The organism is Paenibacillus sp. lzh-N1 (assembly GCF_002872435.1).
Classification (GTDB): Bacteria; Bacillota; Bacilli; order Paenibacillales; family Paenibacillaceae; genus Paenibacillus; species Paenibacillus polymyxa_C.
The window spans coordinates 4,966,902-4,982,176 of record NZ_CP025696.1 but is presented as its reverse complement, the minus strand read 5'-3'; the positions used below and the strand labels follow the sequence as shown (position 1 = coordinate 4,982,176).

The window sequence follows — 15,275 nt, the reverse complement described above, 5'->3', positions numbered from 1 at the left end:
TTTAGTTCGCTGCATTCAAGCGATCATAGGTTGCTACCGAGTCTGCCTGGGTATAGACATACGGAGATTCTGGCTGCTTGACAGTCGTTATTTTATTGGATTGAATTTCAAGTACGGGTGTATTGCCCTTTTGCGTTGCATGCAGTGTCCCTTCAATAGTCACCCAGGTATCCTTGTCAAAGGATGGAGGGTTCTGGGATTGGACGATAATCCCGAATGGCATAGCATCAGCAGTACAGCACATAACGAGGAATCTTCCTACTGCAAATAGACCTTTACCCGGTAGGTTGTCGTCCTTATAGACAAAGCCAGTCACCTGTACTTTTTTTCCTTGAAAAGCGTGATTATACAGTTCGATCGCTCCTATAGTTTCGGAGAAAATCTCCGGATGGATCTGTATAACGGGTTGCTGATACAGACGTTTCGCCAGCTCGGCGAACTCTACATTGTACTCATCCGGCGGAACGAACAGCTTATCCAGCGCTTCCTGACTCCATTTACCCCTTAGTGGGAGCGAAATTGGTGTGAAAGATGTAGTTGATACAAGGGAGGAGGCGGGTGTGTTCGTGGTTTGTATGTCTGTTTTTCGTCGGATATCCGGGTTGGGATAGGTGAAGGACATGCCTTTTTTGGCTGCCATATCACTGCCAAGCGCCTGATTGGGCAGCAGTGAGCCGAATAGCAGCGGAATGAGCAGCATTCCATATACGAGTGTTTTTTTAAACCAGCTTTGCGGTAACGGATGTTCACAATCGCATACATCTTGACCATCCGGCCCTCCCACGATTACGCGCCATGCCATCGCCAAAGCGATGAACATAAGTGGCACAGGACAGAGTAAAAGCAGCTTTTGCATGTGCGGAGCCAAGTAGTAATGAAGTGCACTCGTGCGGTGTAATGTGATGATGTATACAGCTAATCCGATCATGAGCAAGGAGCGCATGCCATATTGACAGCGGATGCTAAAGGTTGAATTCACGTTTGTATTTACCTCCCCAATAACCATTCAGCAGCTATAGAGCCGATCAGAACGAGTAAAATAATGAGCATGCCCAAGATTACGACAAATTTGGTGCGAAAGGTGCTGAGCAGCATGAGTGTGCCTTTGAAATCAAGCATCGGGCCGAGTACTAGAAAGGCTGCCAGTGGACCCAGTGTAAAGGTATGCGAAAAAGCAGTAGCTACAAAGGCATCAGAGGTGGAGCACAGCGACAGCACATAGGCAAAGCCCATCATAAAGGCGTACGAGCCGGCCGTTCCATTGCTTAAGGAAAGCATTTCATCACGTGGGATAAAGGTTTGGATGCAAGCTGTCAATAATGCGCCGATAATGAGATATTTACTCATGTCCAAAAACTCATCGCCAGCATGTACAAAAAATCCCCGCCATGTGCGGTTATGCTGATGAATCTGATTGTTCTGCTTTTGCTGGTTAAAAGAGAGCAACGACCGTTTGAGCGGATGCACACGCACAAAGGCATATACGATCAATCCGATGGTCGCGGAAACGACAAAGGCCAAACCCATTCGAACGACAGTGACCTCAGGGTGGGAAGGGAAAGCCATCATCGTGGCAGCCAGTACTACGGGATTGATAATAGGTCCGCTTAAGATAAAAGTGATACCCATATAGGCAGGCATTCCCTTGAGCATTAATTGGCGAACGACAGGGATCATGCCGCACTCACAGATGGGAAACAGCATACCTAGCAAGGAGGCGAGCAGGACACCCGGCACAGGATGCGCAGGCGCTATTTTGCGAATCCATGTCTCCGGTACAAGCCACTGCAAAAGGGATGAGATAAGTACACCGATCAGAAGAAACGGAACAGCCTCCAGAAAAATACCCATAAATACCGTCTTTAATGACTGCAGCTGCCCCATATCTAACAAACGAAGCCACTGAGGAGATAGCGTAATAAGCACAGGGATGAGAAAGGCAAACGGAATCATAAAAGGCAGCATCTTCAACAGCGTACTGTTTTTCATTCCACATCTCCTTGGGAATAAGGATTCTTATCTACATCCTATGCCTGTGATGGGACAATCATGCCGCAGGATTATGATTGAATCACCTCCTATATTGACAATTCAAAGCATGGTCATATATATTTATGTTTATTAATAGTAATTATTACGATTAAAATCGTCAAATGATTGCAAGAAGAAAACTTTTACGGTACGATCCATATTAGTGCTGTAAAGATAAGGAGGATTATATGATACCGATTGTTGTTTTATCCGGATTTTTGGGCAGCGGGAAAACAACTCTTCTTCAGCATGCGCTGGCTTACTACAAGGAGCAGGGTCTCAAGCCAGCTATTTTGATGAATGAGTTGGGTGATGTTAATCTGGACGGCAGTTTGGTGAACGACCAAGCCCCCATGAAGGAAATGCTCAGTGGCTGTATATGCTGTACCATTCGCGGGGATTTGGGCGTCGAGCTCATGAATCTTGCCGAGGAATATAAGCCGGATGTGATTATTGTAGAATGTACCGGAGTGGCTAATCCAATGGAAATTGTAGATGCAGTGACAGATGCCTCTATATATTCTTCTATGGTTTTACAATCTGTTATCACGGTCATGGACGCGCGTCAATTTCTGGATTTTTCCTTGGGTAGTGAGAGAAGCAAGTCGTTTCGTTTGATGCAGGATCAGCTACGGTGTGCTTCCAAACTGATTATTAACAAGACTGATTTATTGGCTGCGGGAGAATTGCAGAAAGTGCAGGCCTTTGTAAAAGAATTAAATCCTTATGCTTTGACTGTAAGCACGGAGCGGAGTGACGTAGACCCGGTTACCTTTTTCTCCATTCAAGGAGAGAAACGGATGGAAGTTTCGCGGCAAAAGGAGTCCACAGTCGATATAGGGAATGATCATCATCATGCGGAAAATCGTCTTCACATGTATGGTCATGATGACCATACAGACCATCATCCTCATGACTGTCAAGAGCCTGAGCACCACGACCATGACCACAAACACGGAGAGCATTATCATTCCTACGACCATGTAGTTGTTCATACGCATTTTTTTGGACGACCTGTGTCACGCTCGGAGTTTGAACAGTTGTTCCGCGGTTTGCCTGCTGAAATTTACCGGGCCAAAGGAATCGTGCAATTTTTGGAATCGGAGGGTCAGATGATGTTTCAATTTGCCTATCGTGAGCTGGAAATCATTCCGATCCGACCGCAAAAGCCAGTGAACGATGTTGCGGTTATTATGGGCGAGAATTTCTCTGCTTCTGAGATCGAGGAACGATTGAAAAGGCTGGAAGCGGCTGCAAAGCCACTGGCTAGTTCATGATTTCGAGAACAAGCAGCGATTTTTCATCCAAGGCTAATTCTCGAGCTGATCTAGCAGGGAAGCCTCCATGGAGATTTACAACAATTCTGTTGCTGCTAACTGCTGTGCTGGTGCTGTCAGTTACACTCGCAGTCATGCTGGGGCCTGTGGCTGTCGCTCCAGGGACAGTATGGCGAATTGCGCTGTCCCATCTGCCCTGGCTGGATCAGTGGGTACCCATGACATGGACCAAACCGGAGCAATATATCGTCTGGGAAATTCGCTTTCCGCGTGTGCTGCTAGGTGTTGCTGTGGGAGCAGGGCTTGCTGTTACCGGAGCGGCTATACAGGCATTAATTCGCAATTCGTTAGCGGACCCCTATATTTTAGGAGTCTCGTCGGGGGCTTCAGTGACAGCGACGTTAGTTATTGTGTTTGGAGCTTTTGGATTTTTGGGACGACTTGCGCTGCCCCTATCTGCTTTTATAGGCTCTCTAGCTGCGATGCTCATGGTGTTCGCGTTGGCTCGTGTGGCCGGACGGATATCGACGACCCGCTTGCTGTTGGCAGGGGTGGCGGTATCTATGATGCTGTCGGCTGTGACTAGCTTTATCGTTACGATGGCTCCGAATGAAAAAGGCATCCGTGACGCGATGTATTGGATGATGGGAAGTCTGGCAGGCGCTCAATGGGATACGCTTTTTATTCCAAGTCTCATTATAACCGTTGGAACGGCCGTCCTTTTAACCCGATATCGTTCACTGAATGCTTTGCTAACGGGGGAAGAAGCCGCCGTAACGCTCGGTGTGAACGTGCAGGCGTTCCGTGTATTATTGGTTGTTGTCGCTTCCCTTTTAACCGGGGCAGTCGTATCAGTCAGTGGCTCAATTGGCTTTGTCGGGCTTATGATTCCACACATCGTTAGGCTAATAGTGGGATCGGATCATCGACGTGTCCTGCCTGTCAGCCTGCTTCTGGGAGCTATCTTTGTCGTGTGGGCAGACGTATGTGCTCGGCTCGTGCTTGCTCCGCAGGAACTGCCGATTGGTATTGTAACGGCTGTATGCGGTGGACCCTTTTTTGTATGGCTGCTGCGGCGCAGCTCCTACTCGTTTGGAGGCGAAAAATGAATATAGAAGTCGAATGCGTGACCTTCAGTATTCACGATAAACGATTGATCGACGGTATCAGTCTCAAGGTGAGAACGGGAGAGCTGGTCGGGCTGATCGGTCCCAATGGCAGCGGCAAATCGACGTTGCTTAAGAATATGTATCGTGTGTTAAGACCTGATAGTGGTTTGGTGACGCTGGATGGCCAGGATTTACTACGGATGAAGTACAAAGAGACGGCACGACAAATGGCAGTGGTAAGTCAGGATGCGCCCCAAACGTTTGATTTTTCAGTACGGGACATCGTCCTGATGGGCCGCCATCCTCATAAGAAGCTGCTGGAAGCAGATACCGTCTTCGATCATGAACTGGTTGAGCAGGCGCTGGAGCGGGTAGGCATGAATGCTCAAGCGGATCAGGGGTTTGCTACTCTGTCGGGCGGTGAAAAGCAACGGGTATTGATCGCCAGAGCTTTGGCCGGACAGGCAAAATTTCTCATTTTAGACGAGCCGACGAATCATCTCGATATCCGGTATCAGCTGCAAATTCTCGATTTGGTCAAAACACTTCAGATCACTGCTTTAGCTGCACTGCATGATTTAAATTTGGCGGCATGTTATTGTGACCGATTGTATGTATTAAAAGAAGGCAAGGTGGTAGCCTCCGGCATAACAGAGAATGTGCTTCAGCCTGACCTGCTGCGCAGTGTATTTGGGGTGGAAACAGAAATTCGCATTCATCCGAAAACCGGGAAACCGAGTATTACCTTTTTACCGGATTCTCTCAGAGGTGGAGCCATCCACGACATTAGAAATGGTGATCCGATGAAGTCAGTTAAACTGTGAATGATAGAGGAGACGGTACATATGAATAAATATAGCAAACCCGCATTGCCGCTGGTTATGCTTGCTTTGGCGATGATGCTGTTGTTATCGGCCTGCACAGCAGGAAACACGGCTCAAACCACAAATTCATCTGCAAACGGGCAGCAACCTGATGCATCGCAATCAACGGCCCAAGAGAAGGCAGTAGAGATTGAGAATATGGGTGTAAAAATGATATTTCCCGAAGCGCCCAAACGCGCGGTTACATTGAACCAGCATGCGACAGAAGTTATGCTGGCCCTTGGGCTGGAATCTTCTATGGTAGGAACTGCATATTTGGATGATCAGATTTTGCCTAAATATAAGAATCAATATGATAAAATCCCGGTTCTGGCCAAACAATATCCGTCCAAAGAGGTGTTTATGGCTGCTGCACCGGATTTTGCCTACGCGGGCTGGAAGAGTGCCTTTAATGATAAAAATCTGGGTTCCCGTGAGGAGCTTGCCCAACAGGGCGTGCAAACCTATGTACAGGAATCCTCCAATAAGCCGGGTCCTATACTAGAAGATGTATATCGGGATATACTAAATATTGGACGTATTTTCCGGGTTGAGAAGCGCGCAGAAAAACTTGTAAATGACATTCGTGCACAAGTGCAGTCCATTCAGACTCAAATTGGTACGGTTGAACGGGCGCCCAAGGTTTTTGTCTATGACAGCGGCGAAGACAAGCCATTTACGGCTGCCAACAATTATCTGACGTCTTTGATTACAAGTGTGAAGGCAAAAAATATTTTTGATGATATCGACAAAAGTTTTACGGAAGTAAGCTGGGAAGAGGTCGTAAACCGCAACCCTGATGTTATTATTATTCTCGACTACGGAGATACTTCACTTGCTGATAAAGAAAAGCTGCTGTTGAGCAAGCCTGCACTGGCTGGTGTCGAAGCGATCAAAAACAAACGGTTTGTGGTGTTGCCTCTATCCGCAGCAGCTGAAGGCGTGCGTGCTCCGATTGCACTGAAAACCTTGGCTGTAGGCTTGTACCCGGACAAAGTGAAATAAACAAACAAAAGAGTTGCCAAAACATTGACGAACCTTGCCTAAACTGTTAAACTTGCTAATGCGTAAAGGTTACGTTTATCAAGCGCTTATTTTTTTATTACCAAATCGTAATAATTACGGTAGATGGTTAATGATCATAAACGACCTGGAGAATCTGCGCTATGATGACCGCTCAGATGGCTCCAGGCTTTTTAAAGGAAAAGGAGATTTATATCATGTTATTGGCCTCATTGGAACAGGTCACATTTGGCTACGGAGATGTTCCTAACTTGGTGGATGCCAATGTTGAAATTTTTTCCGGAGAATTTGTGGCTATTACCGGACCGAATGGTGCTTCTAAATCGACGATGCTCAAATTGCTGCTCGGTTTACTTCAGCCTTGGAAGGGCAAAGTGTTTATGTCCGACCGTACAGGTGAAGGCAAAAAGCTCGTTGTCGGATTTGTATCACAACAAATTGCTGCCTTCAATGGAGGGTTTCCAAGTACCATTCTGGAATTTGTCCGTTCGGGTAGATACACCCATGGCTCTTGGCTGCGCCGGATGCGGGCTGAGGATCATGATCTGACAGAACAGGCGCTTCGTCAGGTAGGGATGTGGGATTTACGGCATCGCAAAATCGGTGAATTGTCTGGTGGACAGAAGCAGCGTATTTGTGTGGCAAGGGCACTTGCTCAGGAATCGGATTTGCTCATTTTGGATGAGCCCACGACCGGAATGGATCAGGAAAGCCGACATCACTTCTACGATCTGATGAATCAACAGGTTAAGGAATATGGAAGAACCGTAGTCATGGTTACACATGGACTATCGGAAGTGCAACATTATCTGGATCGTATTATTGAGCTTGAAAGGAAGGAAGATGGCGGATGGAAATGCTGCACTACGACTTCATGCAGCGGGCATTTTGTGCCGGTGGGGTAATTGCACTGCTGGCCTCGGTGCTTGGAGTTTACCTGATGCTACGGCGCCAGGCTCTCATGGCGGACATGCTATCGCATGTATCGCTGGCAGGGGTGGCAGCAGGTGCCTATTTAGGGATTAACCCGACGATAACTGGATTTATTGTTGCCGTGATCGGCGCGATTATTGTTGAATACGTCCGCAGGTCTTATAAAACATATAGTGAGATTTCTGTGGCTATTATTATGGTAGGCGGCCTCTCGACGGCTGTTATTTTAATGAATCTGAATCAGAGCATCAACAAAGGCTTTTCCGCTTATTTGTTTGGTTCGGTAGTAGCCGTCAATCAGACAGAGCTGATGTTAATGATCGTTGTGGCTGTCATCGGTGGTATTTTCTTTTTTGTGTTCCGACGCCCTTTGTATCAGATTACCTTTGATGAAGAAACGGCAAAGACCAATGGTCTTCCTGTCAAGTCTATCTCGTTTGCGTTTAGTATTTTAACAGGGATGATTGTAGCTGCAGCCATGCCGATTGTCGGTGTGCTGCTCGTCTCCTCATTAATCGTGCTGCCTGCTGCCCTGGCGATTCGAATTGCACCGAGCTTTGCGGCAGCTATCTGGATATCCATGATCACCGCATTGATCGGCGTATTTATGGGATTAACCGCATCATATGAACTCAGTACACCCCCAGGGGGGACGATTGCTATGGTGCTATTATTATTCCTGATCGTAGGAGCTAGTATTCAAAAGCTGGTCCGTAAGCTTGGCAAGCAACAGGCTTCCCGACGTAAGAATACGGCAGGTCAGTGAGCTTATAAAAAACTAAAACATAAGGAGTTATGAATATGAATACATGGTTCAAAAAATCATTTGTATTGTCCACGGGGCTAGCACTTATTTTGGCCGGTTGCGGAGCTAAATCTGATAATGCAGCCACGAATGCATCCCAAACCGAACCTAATACGGCACAAACAGCGGACAGTGGTAAAAAACTGAATGTGGTCACCACTTTTTACCCAATGTATGAATTTACCAAGCAAGTTGCCGGAGATCATGCTAACGTAACTGCGTTGATTCCTGCCGGTGCTGAGCCGCATGACTGGGAGCCAAGCGCCAAGGATATGGCACAGGTTAAGGATGCTGATGTATTTGTTTATAACGGGATCGTCGAAGGTTGGGCAGAACAGGCTTTGAGCAGCGCATCGAATGATAAGCGTGTAGTAGTGGAAGCAAGCAAAGGGTTGAACTTGATGGAAGGATCTGCTGAAGAGGAAGAAGGAGAAGAAGCACACGCAGAGGAAGGCCATGATCACGATCATGTGCTGGACCCTCATGTATGGCTTGATCCGGTCTTAGCTCAAAAAGAAGTAGAAGCTATAGAAGCAGGGCTTGTAAAAGCCGATCCTGCAAACAAAGCAGACTATGAGAAAAACGCTGATGCTTATATCGCTAAGCTGAAAGAACTGGATAACGAGTTCAAAACGGGTCTGAAAGATGTAAAACGTAAAGACTTTATTACGCAGCATGCTGCTTTTAGCTATTTGGCGAAGCAATATGGTCTGACCCAAGTACCCATTGCTGGTTTATCTCCAGAGCAAGAGCCTACACCGGACAAATTGGCAGGTATTATCAAGTTTGCTAAAGAAAATAATGTAAAGACAATTTTCTTTGAAACATTGGTTGATCCGAAGGTTGCCGAGACCGTAGCTACGGAAATTGGTTCGAAAACGGATGTGCTGAATCCGCTTGAAGGGTTGACAGATGAAGACAAGCAGAAGAACCTAGATTACCTTGGTGTAATGAAAAACAATCTGGAGGCTTTGAAAAAAGCTCTGAATGAATAAGTAAACTTTAAATAAATAGTTCGAAAAAGACGTCTGCATAAATAGCAGCGTCTTTTTTTATGACTATCGGCACTTTAGTTACTGGTGATTCTCGTGTCTACTGACTAAGTTCAACATTGCCATTCATAAAAATAATGATAAAATATAGTTGAGCCTATCAACTATTAACCCTAATCAACTATATTGCAAAGAAGGTAAATGAAATGAGTGACAATTGTATACGGGTATTAGGAGCGAGGGAACGAAATCTAAAAAATATAGATGTGGTGATCTCCAAAAAAGAAATTACGGTTTTTACGGGTGTATCTGGCTCAGGGAAATCATCTTTGGTATTCGATACAATAGCGGCAGAATCACAACGGCAATTAAATGAAACCTATACAAGTTTTATTCGTCACCGTATGCCGCATTATGGAAAACCAGATGTGGATACCATTGAAAATTTATCAGTCGCTTTTATTATCAATCAAAAACGGTTGGGTGGTAACGCAAGGTCAACAGTAGGGACCGTTACAGATATTTATTCTCTATTACGACTGTTATTTTCACGAATCGGAACTCCGTTTGTGGGGTACTCTGATGTGTTCTCATTCAATAATCTGGCGGGTATGTGCAGCCAATGTCAAGGTTTGGGAAAGGTTGAAACAATTGATATCGAACGACTGTTAGATAAAAACAAATCCTTAAACGAGGGCGCAGTCTGTTTTCCCACCTTTGAACCTGGGGGTTGGCGATTAACACGCTATATTCATTCAGGTTTTTTTGATAATGACAAAAAAATTAAGGATTATTCCGAAGCTGAGTTGGAAATGCTTCTCTACGCTGATGGTATAAAAGTGAAAAATCCCTCACCTGAATGGCATAAAACCTCATTGTATGAGGGGCTGATTCCGCGCATTGAGCGGAGTTTTCTAAAAAAAGAAGAAAGAGAAAAGACAAGATATAGTAAACAAATTGAGCGTTTTGTTACCAAACAGACTTGTTCACACTGCAACGGGACACGCTTGAATGACAAGGTCCTGTCTTGTAAAGTGAATGGGAAAAATATCGCTGAATGTGCTGAAATGCAGGTGAGTGAACTTTTAGAGTTTATTGAGACCATTCATACTCCGGTGTCCGCCACAATCGTTTCTGAGTTAGCCAATCGGCTGCAGCAGATGGTATCGATTGGATTAGGCTATTTAAGTCTAAATAGAGAAACATCTACTCTTTCAGGTGGGGAGTCGCAAAGAATTAAAATGGTCTGTCAACTGGGAAGTAGCCTGACTGACCTTACTTATATTTTCGACGAACCAAGTATAGGTCTACATCCCCATGACATAAGCAAAATAAATGACCTTATGAAACTTTTGCGAGACAAAGGCAACACCGTGCTTATTGTGGAACATGACCCCGATCTGATAAAGATTGCAGATCATATAATCGACATGGGACCGGGTGCAGGAATTTATGGCGGTGAAATTGTATATCAGGGAGACTTACAGGGATTAAAGGAATCGGGTACACTGACTGGAAAATATTTGTCATACCAGCCTGAGTATAAACTCAATACACGCACCCCAAAAGACTGGCTTTCCATCGAAAATGCAACGTTACATAATCTGAAAAATATTTCGGTTCAAATACCCAAGGGAGTAATGACAGTTGTAACTGGTGTCGCTGGTTCAGGAAAAAGTACGCTTATCAATCAAGTATTACCTCAATTTTATCCTAAAACTGTATTCATTGATCAAAAAGGGATACAAGCGTCAAAGCGTTCAAATATAGCCACCTTTATGGGGATCTTTGATAGGATCAGAAAGTTATTTGCAAAAAAGAACGGTGTTAGTGCCTCCCTGTTTAGCTTCAATTCCCAAGGGGCTTGTCCTGTTTGTAAAGGCTTGGGTGTTACATACACAGACTTAGCTTTTATGGATACAATTGTTACCGTGTGCGAGGAATGCCAAGGGGATCGTTTTACCGATGAAGTGCTCCAATACAAGCTAAGAGGCAAAAATATTAGTGAAGTTCTTAAAATGACCGTAGCAGAAGCTTTGGAATTTTTTCAGGAAAAAGAAATTAGCAGGGTATTAAACATGCTTTCAGATGTTGGAATCACTTATATTCCTTTGGGACAACCACTAAACACTTTATCAGGCGGGGAATTACAGAGGATAAAGCTTGCTTCCGAGCTTGAAAATGACGGGCAAATTTATGTTCTGGACGAACCTTCAACTGGCCTGCATATGGCGGATATAAAACAGTTAATTGGTGTAATGAATCGCTTAGTGGAACAAAATTCAACCCTTATTGTAATCGAACATAATTTAGACATTATTTGTCAGGCTGATTGGATTATCGACTTAGGTCCTTTTGCCGGGCAAAATGGTGGTGAAATCATATTTACAGGCTTACCAGAAGATTTAGTTAAATGCAGACATTCACTTACAGGAAGTTACCTGAAGGAATATATCGGGCGCACATAGGAGGAAAAGCAATGCCAACAAAAGATTTAGAAGATCGTTATGTCCCTTTTCAATGTATGATTTTAGCATACTCTAACCGGTTCAGCGTAGAAGGTGTATCAACGGCACAATACTATATACTGGATACTTTGAATAAGCAAGGTCCAAAAACCACAAAGGAACTTGCTGAAATGAAAGGTATTACACAGTCGGGGATCTCTAAATTGACAAAACGCCTATTGGAGAAAAAGTATATAAATCAGGAAAGGCAAACCAATGACCGCCGCTCTTATAACATTGTACTTACCAGTGAGGGAAAAGCGTTTCTTAGCCGTGTTGACGATTTCGGGAATGAAATCATGAATTTAATTGAAGAAGCATTAACAGCAGATGAAGTACAGTCCTTTTCAATGATGTGCAAGAAAATTACGAGCTTATACGCTGAGAAGCTGTAGGATAGCCCGCAGCTTTTCAACCCGGCTTATATAGGGCTAAGGGTTTAAAAGATACTAGTACTTTGTAATCTTCATACTATAGAGATGATTTACGTCATTGCGAAACGTTTTTATTGAAATTAATGCTGTAGTAGCTAGTTTTAAATTCCTTTTATAATTCAATGGTAGCGTTTTTCTTTTTACAGATTCTTTCTATTAATATAACTAGTTTTTTCACCGATATTGAAGTTTGGGCGTGCATTTCATAAGACAACGGATTGGAGAGGTTAACTTGGCAACAGTTATAATAGTGGATGATTCTTTATTTATGCGTTCTGTGCTTAAGGATATTCTGTTGGATTTAGGTCACTCTGTTATTGCAGAAGCGGAAAATGGGTATGATGCAGTTTTGAAATATGCACACTTTCGACCGGATTTAATCACCATGGATATTAATATGCCTAAAATGGATGGGCTTGAGGCTGTTAAAAAGATTGTAGAGCTTGATCCTAAAGCTAACATCTTAATGTGTTCTGCTTTGGGTCAGCAGGAAGCCATTATACAAGCATTTAAGGCAGGAGCAAAAGATTTTATTGTTAAGCCATTTGAGATGGAAAGGGTCGTGAATGCAGTCACAAAAATGCTGGATAATTAATGAATCAAGCTTTTAATACATAATACTGAACATGTTGAAGCGGGAGTTCCATACTTATTTTTCACGAATATGGAGATGAATAGGATGAGCAATCGAGTATTGTCTCAAAAAGTATTTATAGATGAACTGATCGCTACGATCAAGAATGGGGGGCTTGTTCCTGTAAATTATGAATACCTCATCAGTGAACAAAGAAAAAAAATGGATGCTCTAAACAATGAACTCACCGTTCGTATTGAGGCATTAGAGACAGATTTGATCTCTGCTTCGACATTTTCCATTCCGTTTGCCAATGGTGAAATTATGTTTCTTGCTCGTTATATTGTACTCATTGGGGATTATACCGAGGGTTACTTTGTGTTTTATCGAGCAGAAGACTGCGAAAGTCCAGAAGAATATCAATTTTTAACAAGCTCTTATCAACTTCCACATGTATTACTCGAATTATCTCAAACTTTAAAAGAACATGGTACGAATGAGCCGCATGATATTCTGACTTATTGGAATGGCCCTGTGTATCCGCTGAAAGATTTGAGTAAAGAGGATATTAAGCTGTCCACCTACGAGTTTTAAATCCCTTGAGAGAGGCCACTCCCTCAGGGGATTTTTTTACATTGATAATCAAACGCATGTTCGCATATAATACAAACAAACGTTCTGATGAGGAGTGAAGGATGATGCTGGAGAAATATGTGGGACAGATCGTGGAAATCGTGTATATGGACCGAAAGGGCAAACTGTCTCATCGGCAGATAGAGGTGCATCGTGTGCAGAATGGCTTGATCCGGGCCACCTGTTTGCAAACTGGTCAGCCACGTGTTTTTCGATTAGATCATGTATTGGCATGGCATCCGGTAACCAGAACAGCATAGGAGGGCTTACGATGGGGAAAAAGCTTGAAGGAAACGGCATATGGGAAAGTTCGCGTATGATTTTGCCTGAGCATCGGGAGGCATATTTAAGATTGATGAAGGAGCAGGGAAAACGAGGCAAGCCAACACTGGACGATCAGGAAATACAGCAGATTGAACAGGCCATTATCGTGTCCTATAACGAACGGAAGCCAATTACGCTAAGAGTGTTCAATCCGTTTGATGATGAGGAATTGTGCGGACTGGTGACAGTGATTAACACAAGTCGGCGAGAAGTGAAGCTATCTCGTGGGGAAGAGGATTTTAGCTGGATTAAGTTGGAGGAAATTATCGAGGCGGATATCTAAAATGGTCTGGCCACGGGACTTTTTTACATTGATTCTGTCATTTTTATAATTAAGATTGTTGCTTTGTGGTTCTAGATTTACAATAAAAATGTAACTGCAAAGGGGGAGTTTATTTTGAAAATAAGTAAACATAGTGCTGAACATTATATATGGGGAGATCAATGTGATGGTTGGCGCTTGGTGAAAAATGATGATTTGAGCATTATTCATGAGCGCATGCCGGGAAATACACATGAAGTCAGACATTATCATCATCATGCGCGCCAATTTTTCTTTATTTTATCAGGTGCAGCGGTACTTGAAGTGGATGGTGAACGAGTCCAATTAGGATCTCAGGAAGGGTGTGAGGTTCCTCCTATGGTGCCTCATCAAATGTTTAATGAAACGAATGAGGATGTTGAATTTTTAGTTATCTCTCAGCCTGCCAGCAGAGGCGACCGGGTTCTGACCGAAAACTAATATTAGGGGACAGCCCATCCAAAACGGTATTTTGGGCAAACAACGTTAGAGTATAAAAAAACCAGCCTAGCACATCTCAAGTGCCCGACTGGTTTTTTTCATTAATAGATGTCCGTTGCATCTGCAGGGAGGGTGTTTACGTGATGGAGATAGTTGGTAACACGTTGATCGTCCTGAATCGGGTATTTATAACCATAATGGTTCGCCACTTTCTGGGCAACTTCTCTGAATAAATTACCCATGATAAAAAGAGACTGCCACATATGTTCATAGTCTGCATCCGCAAACGTTTGGATGTAGGCCGTCCAATGATCAGGCTCAAGGTGCTTCTCCAAGTATTTTCCCTGCTTCCCTGGATCTGCCGTGAAGTCGGATTGTATACCCATATGCCATTCCAACATCAAGTGAAGTGCATCTCTTACAGGTCGATCTAACATGAATTTGGCATAGGGAAGCTCATGCCGCCATAGTCCTTTAGCCACATAAGTACTGACCCACCAGAACTCATTGCAGGAATCTGCATAGGTTTGGGCGGTTGGAGGGACTGTCTTATAATCTTGAAGATTTGGCGGTGGAAAAGGCTTCATCAGTCCGTCTTTATCCAGGAGCAGTACACTTAAGCTGTCTCGGGGCCAATTGTCGATGTTAGCCACAGGGCAGAGGGTAAGATCTATGCGATTGCCATCCGTAAATAACATAAGAAAAGCAAAGCGATCACGGGACGTCACAGTAGGCTCCGCATGTTCATCGGGCGTCTGCATAATGATCAATTCTCCAAAGTGGTGAATCCAGCCACGTTCCTGAATAAAGCTGTCCATGGAAGATACGAGAAAGACGATGTCATAATCCTGAAAAATATCTCGTGGAGCATGTGGATTGGCGCGTGAACCATTCATAATCACAGCACGTACCCGTTCGTCCTCTTGAGCAAATTGGAGAATGGTATGCAGCATCTCTTGTTCACTTCTCACTATAGTCGTCTCCACAAGCGGTATCGAAAGGAAAAAAACGTAGACAAGACAGCAGTA

The 15,275-nt window shown here is 44.1% G+C and carries 17 protein-coding genes; 14 read left to right on the top strand and 3 right to left on the bottom strand.

From position 1 onward, the window contains the following. Position 1: 1 nt before the first annotated feature. Complete coding sequence (locus C0638_RS21950; RefSeq protein WP_040101451.1) at positions 2–979, bottom strand: TIGR03943 family putative permease subunit; 978 nt, start codon at positions 977–979, stop codon at positions 2–4. A gap of 8 nt (positions 980–987) precedes the next feature. Next, entirely contained in the window at positions 988–1,989 is a 1,002-nt protein-coding gene (locus C0638_RS21945) for a permease (RefSeq protein WP_058712543.1), read from the bottom strand. A 230-nt stretch (positions 1,990–2,219) separates the two neighbouring features. Here C0638_RS21945 and C0638_RS21940 point away from each other — a divergent pair, with 230 nt between their 5' ends. From C0638_RS21940 to C0638_RS21875, 14 genes are all read left to right on the top strand, one after another. Then, a complete protein-coding gene (locus C0638_RS21940) occupies positions 2,220–3,308 on the top strand; it encodes a CobW family GTP-binding protein (RefSeq protein WP_058712542.1) in 1,089 nt (362 codons plus the stop codon). Next, positions 3,305–4,417 carry a FecCD family ABC transporter permease gene (locus C0638_RS21935; protein ID WP_058712541.1) on the top strand — a complete coding sequence of 371 codons (1,113 nt, stop codon included), beginning with the start codon at positions 3,305–3,307 and terminating at the stop codon, positions 4,415–4,417. The genes C0638_RS21940 and C0638_RS21935 overlap by 4 nt, the downstream gene beginning before the upstream one ends. Next, positions 4,414–5,241, top strand: coding sequence for an ABC transporter ATP-binding protein (locus C0638_RS21930; protein ID WP_013370953.1), 828 nt, complete (start codon positions 4,414–4,416; stop codon positions 5,239–5,241). The genes C0638_RS21935 and C0638_RS21930 overlap by 4 nt, the downstream gene beginning before the upstream one ends. 21 nt (positions 5,242–5,262) lie before the next feature. Then, positions 5,263–6,285, top strand: coding sequence for an ABC transporter substrate-binding protein (locus C0638_RS21925; RefSeq protein WP_058712540.1), 1,023 nt, complete (start codon positions 5,263–5,265; stop codon positions 6,283–6,285). 215 nt (positions 6,286–6,500) lie between these two features. Continuing rightward, positions 6,501–7,208: a metal ABC transporter ATP-binding protein gene (locus C0638_RS21920; protein ID WP_170973163.1), complete on the top strand. Its 708-nt coding sequence runs from the start codon at positions 6,501–6,503 to the stop codon at positions 7,206–7,208. Beyond that, on the top strand, positions 7,154–8,002 hold the full coding sequence (locus C0638_RS21915) for a metal ABC transporter permease (protein WP_014599709.1): 849 nt from the start codon (positions 7,154–7,156) through the stop codon (positions 8,000–8,002). The genes C0638_RS21920 and C0638_RS21915 overlap by 55 nt, the downstream gene beginning before the upstream one ends. Before the next feature lie 35 nt (positions 8,003–8,037). After that, positions 8,038–9,036 (top strand): metal ABC transporter substrate-binding protein, encoded by a 999-nt coding sequence (locus tag C0638_RS21910; protein WP_014599710.1) that lies wholly within the window; start codon positions 8,038–8,040, stop codon positions 9,034–9,036. 203 nt (positions 9,037–9,239) lie between these two features. Beyond that, positions 9,240–11,501 (top strand): ATP-binding cassette domain-containing protein, encoded by a 2,262-nt coding sequence (locus tag C0638_RS21905; RefSeq protein ID WP_102163795.1) that lies wholly within the window; start codon positions 9,240–9,242, stop codon positions 11,499–11,501. An 11-nt stretch (positions 11,502–11,512) separates the two neighbouring features. Beyond that, the gene (locus tag C0638_RS21900) at positions 11,513–11,935 is read left to right on the top strand and encodes a MarR family winged helix-turn-helix transcriptional regulator (protein WP_013370959.1); all 423 of its coding nucleotides are present in this window, start codon (positions 11,513–11,515) and stop codon (positions 11,933–11,935) included. A gap of 271 nt (positions 11,936–12,206) precedes the next feature. After that, positions 12,207–12,569: a response regulator gene (locus C0638_RS21895; protein ID WP_014599711.1), complete on the top strand. Its 363-nt coding sequence runs from the start codon at positions 12,207–12,209 to the stop codon at positions 12,567–12,569. An 84-nt stretch (positions 12,570–12,653) separates the two neighbouring features. Then, on the top strand, positions 12,654–13,142 hold the full coding sequence (locus C0638_RS21890; protein ID WP_025679677.1) for a hypothetical protein: 489 nt from the start codon (positions 12,654–12,656) through the stop codon (positions 13,140–13,142). Between the two features lie 104 nt (positions 13,143–13,246). Beyond that, entirely contained in the window at positions 13,247–13,441 is a 195-nt protein-coding gene (locus C0638_RS21885; protein WP_017428465.1) for a hypothetical protein, read from the top strand. Between the two features lie 11 nt (positions 13,442–13,452). Next, a complete protein-coding gene (locus tag C0638_RS21880) occupies positions 13,453–13,788 on the top strand; it encodes a YolD-like family protein (protein WP_025679675.1) in 336 nt (111 codons plus the stop codon). Positions 13,789–13,902: 114 nt separating this feature from the next. Next, entirely contained in the window at positions 13,903–14,247 is a 345-nt protein-coding gene (locus tag C0638_RS21875; protein ID WP_025679674.1) for a cupin domain-containing protein, read from the top strand. Between the two features lie 101 nt (positions 14,248–14,348). Here C0638_RS21875 and C0638_RS21870 read toward each other — a convergent pair whose 3' ends face one another. Further along, on the bottom strand, positions 14,349–15,218 hold the full coding sequence (locus C0638_RS21870; protein WP_102163793.1) for an aminoglycoside 6-adenylyltransferase: 870 nt from the start codon (positions 15,216–15,218) through the stop codon (positions 14,349–14,351). Between the last annotated feature and the right edge of the window lie 57 nt (positions 15,219–15,275).

Coding starts and splice junctions, on each gene's coding strand:
- C0638_RS21945 (WP_058712543.1), bottom strand. CDS start 1,989: ATGAAAAACAGTACGCTGTTGAAGATGCTGCCTTTTATGATTCCGTTT.
- C0638_RS21940 (WP_058712542.1), top strand. CDS start 2,220: ATGATACCGATTGTTGTTTTATCCGGATTTTTGGGCAGCGGGAAAACA.
- C0638_RS21935 (WP_058712541.1), top strand. CDS start 3,305: ATGATTTCGAGAACAAGCAGCGATTTTTCATCCAAGGCTAATTCTCGA.
- C0638_RS21930 (WP_013370953.1), top strand. CDS start 4,414: ATGAATATAGAAGTCGAATGCGTGACCTTCAGTATTCACGATAAACGA.
- C0638_RS21925 (WP_058712540.1), top strand. CDS start 5,263: ATGAATAAATATAGCAAACCCGCATTGCCGCTGGTTATGCTTGCTTTG.
- C0638_RS21920 (WP_170973163.1), top strand. CDS start 6,501: ATGTTATTGGCCTCATTGGAACAGGTCACATTTGGCTACGGAGATGTT.
- C0638_RS21915 (WP_014599709.1), top strand. CDS start 7,154: ATGGAAATGCTGCACTACGACTTCATGCAGCGGGCATTTTGTGCCGGT.
- C0638_RS21910 (WP_014599710.1), top strand. CDS start 8,038: ATGAATACATGGTTCAAAAAATCATTTGTATTGTCCACGGGGCTAGCA.
- C0638_RS21905 (WP_102163795.1), top strand. CDS start 9,240: ATGAGTGACAATTGTATACGGGTATTAGGAGCGAGGGAACGAAATCTA.
- C0638_RS21900 (WP_013370959.1), top strand. CDS start 11,513: ATGCCAACAAAAGATTTAGAAGATCGTTATGTCCCTTTTCAATGTATG.
- C0638_RS21890 (WP_025679677.1), top strand. CDS start 12,654: ATGAGCAATCGAGTATTGTCTCAAAAAGTATTTATAGATGAACTGATC.
- C0638_RS21885 (WP_017428465.1), top strand. CDS start 13,247: ATGCTGGAGAAATATGTGGGACAGATCGTGGAAATCGTGTATATGGAC.
- C0638_RS21880 (WP_025679675.1), top strand. CDS start 13,453: ATGGGGAAAAAGCTTGAAGGAAACGGCATATGGGAAAGTTCGCGTATG.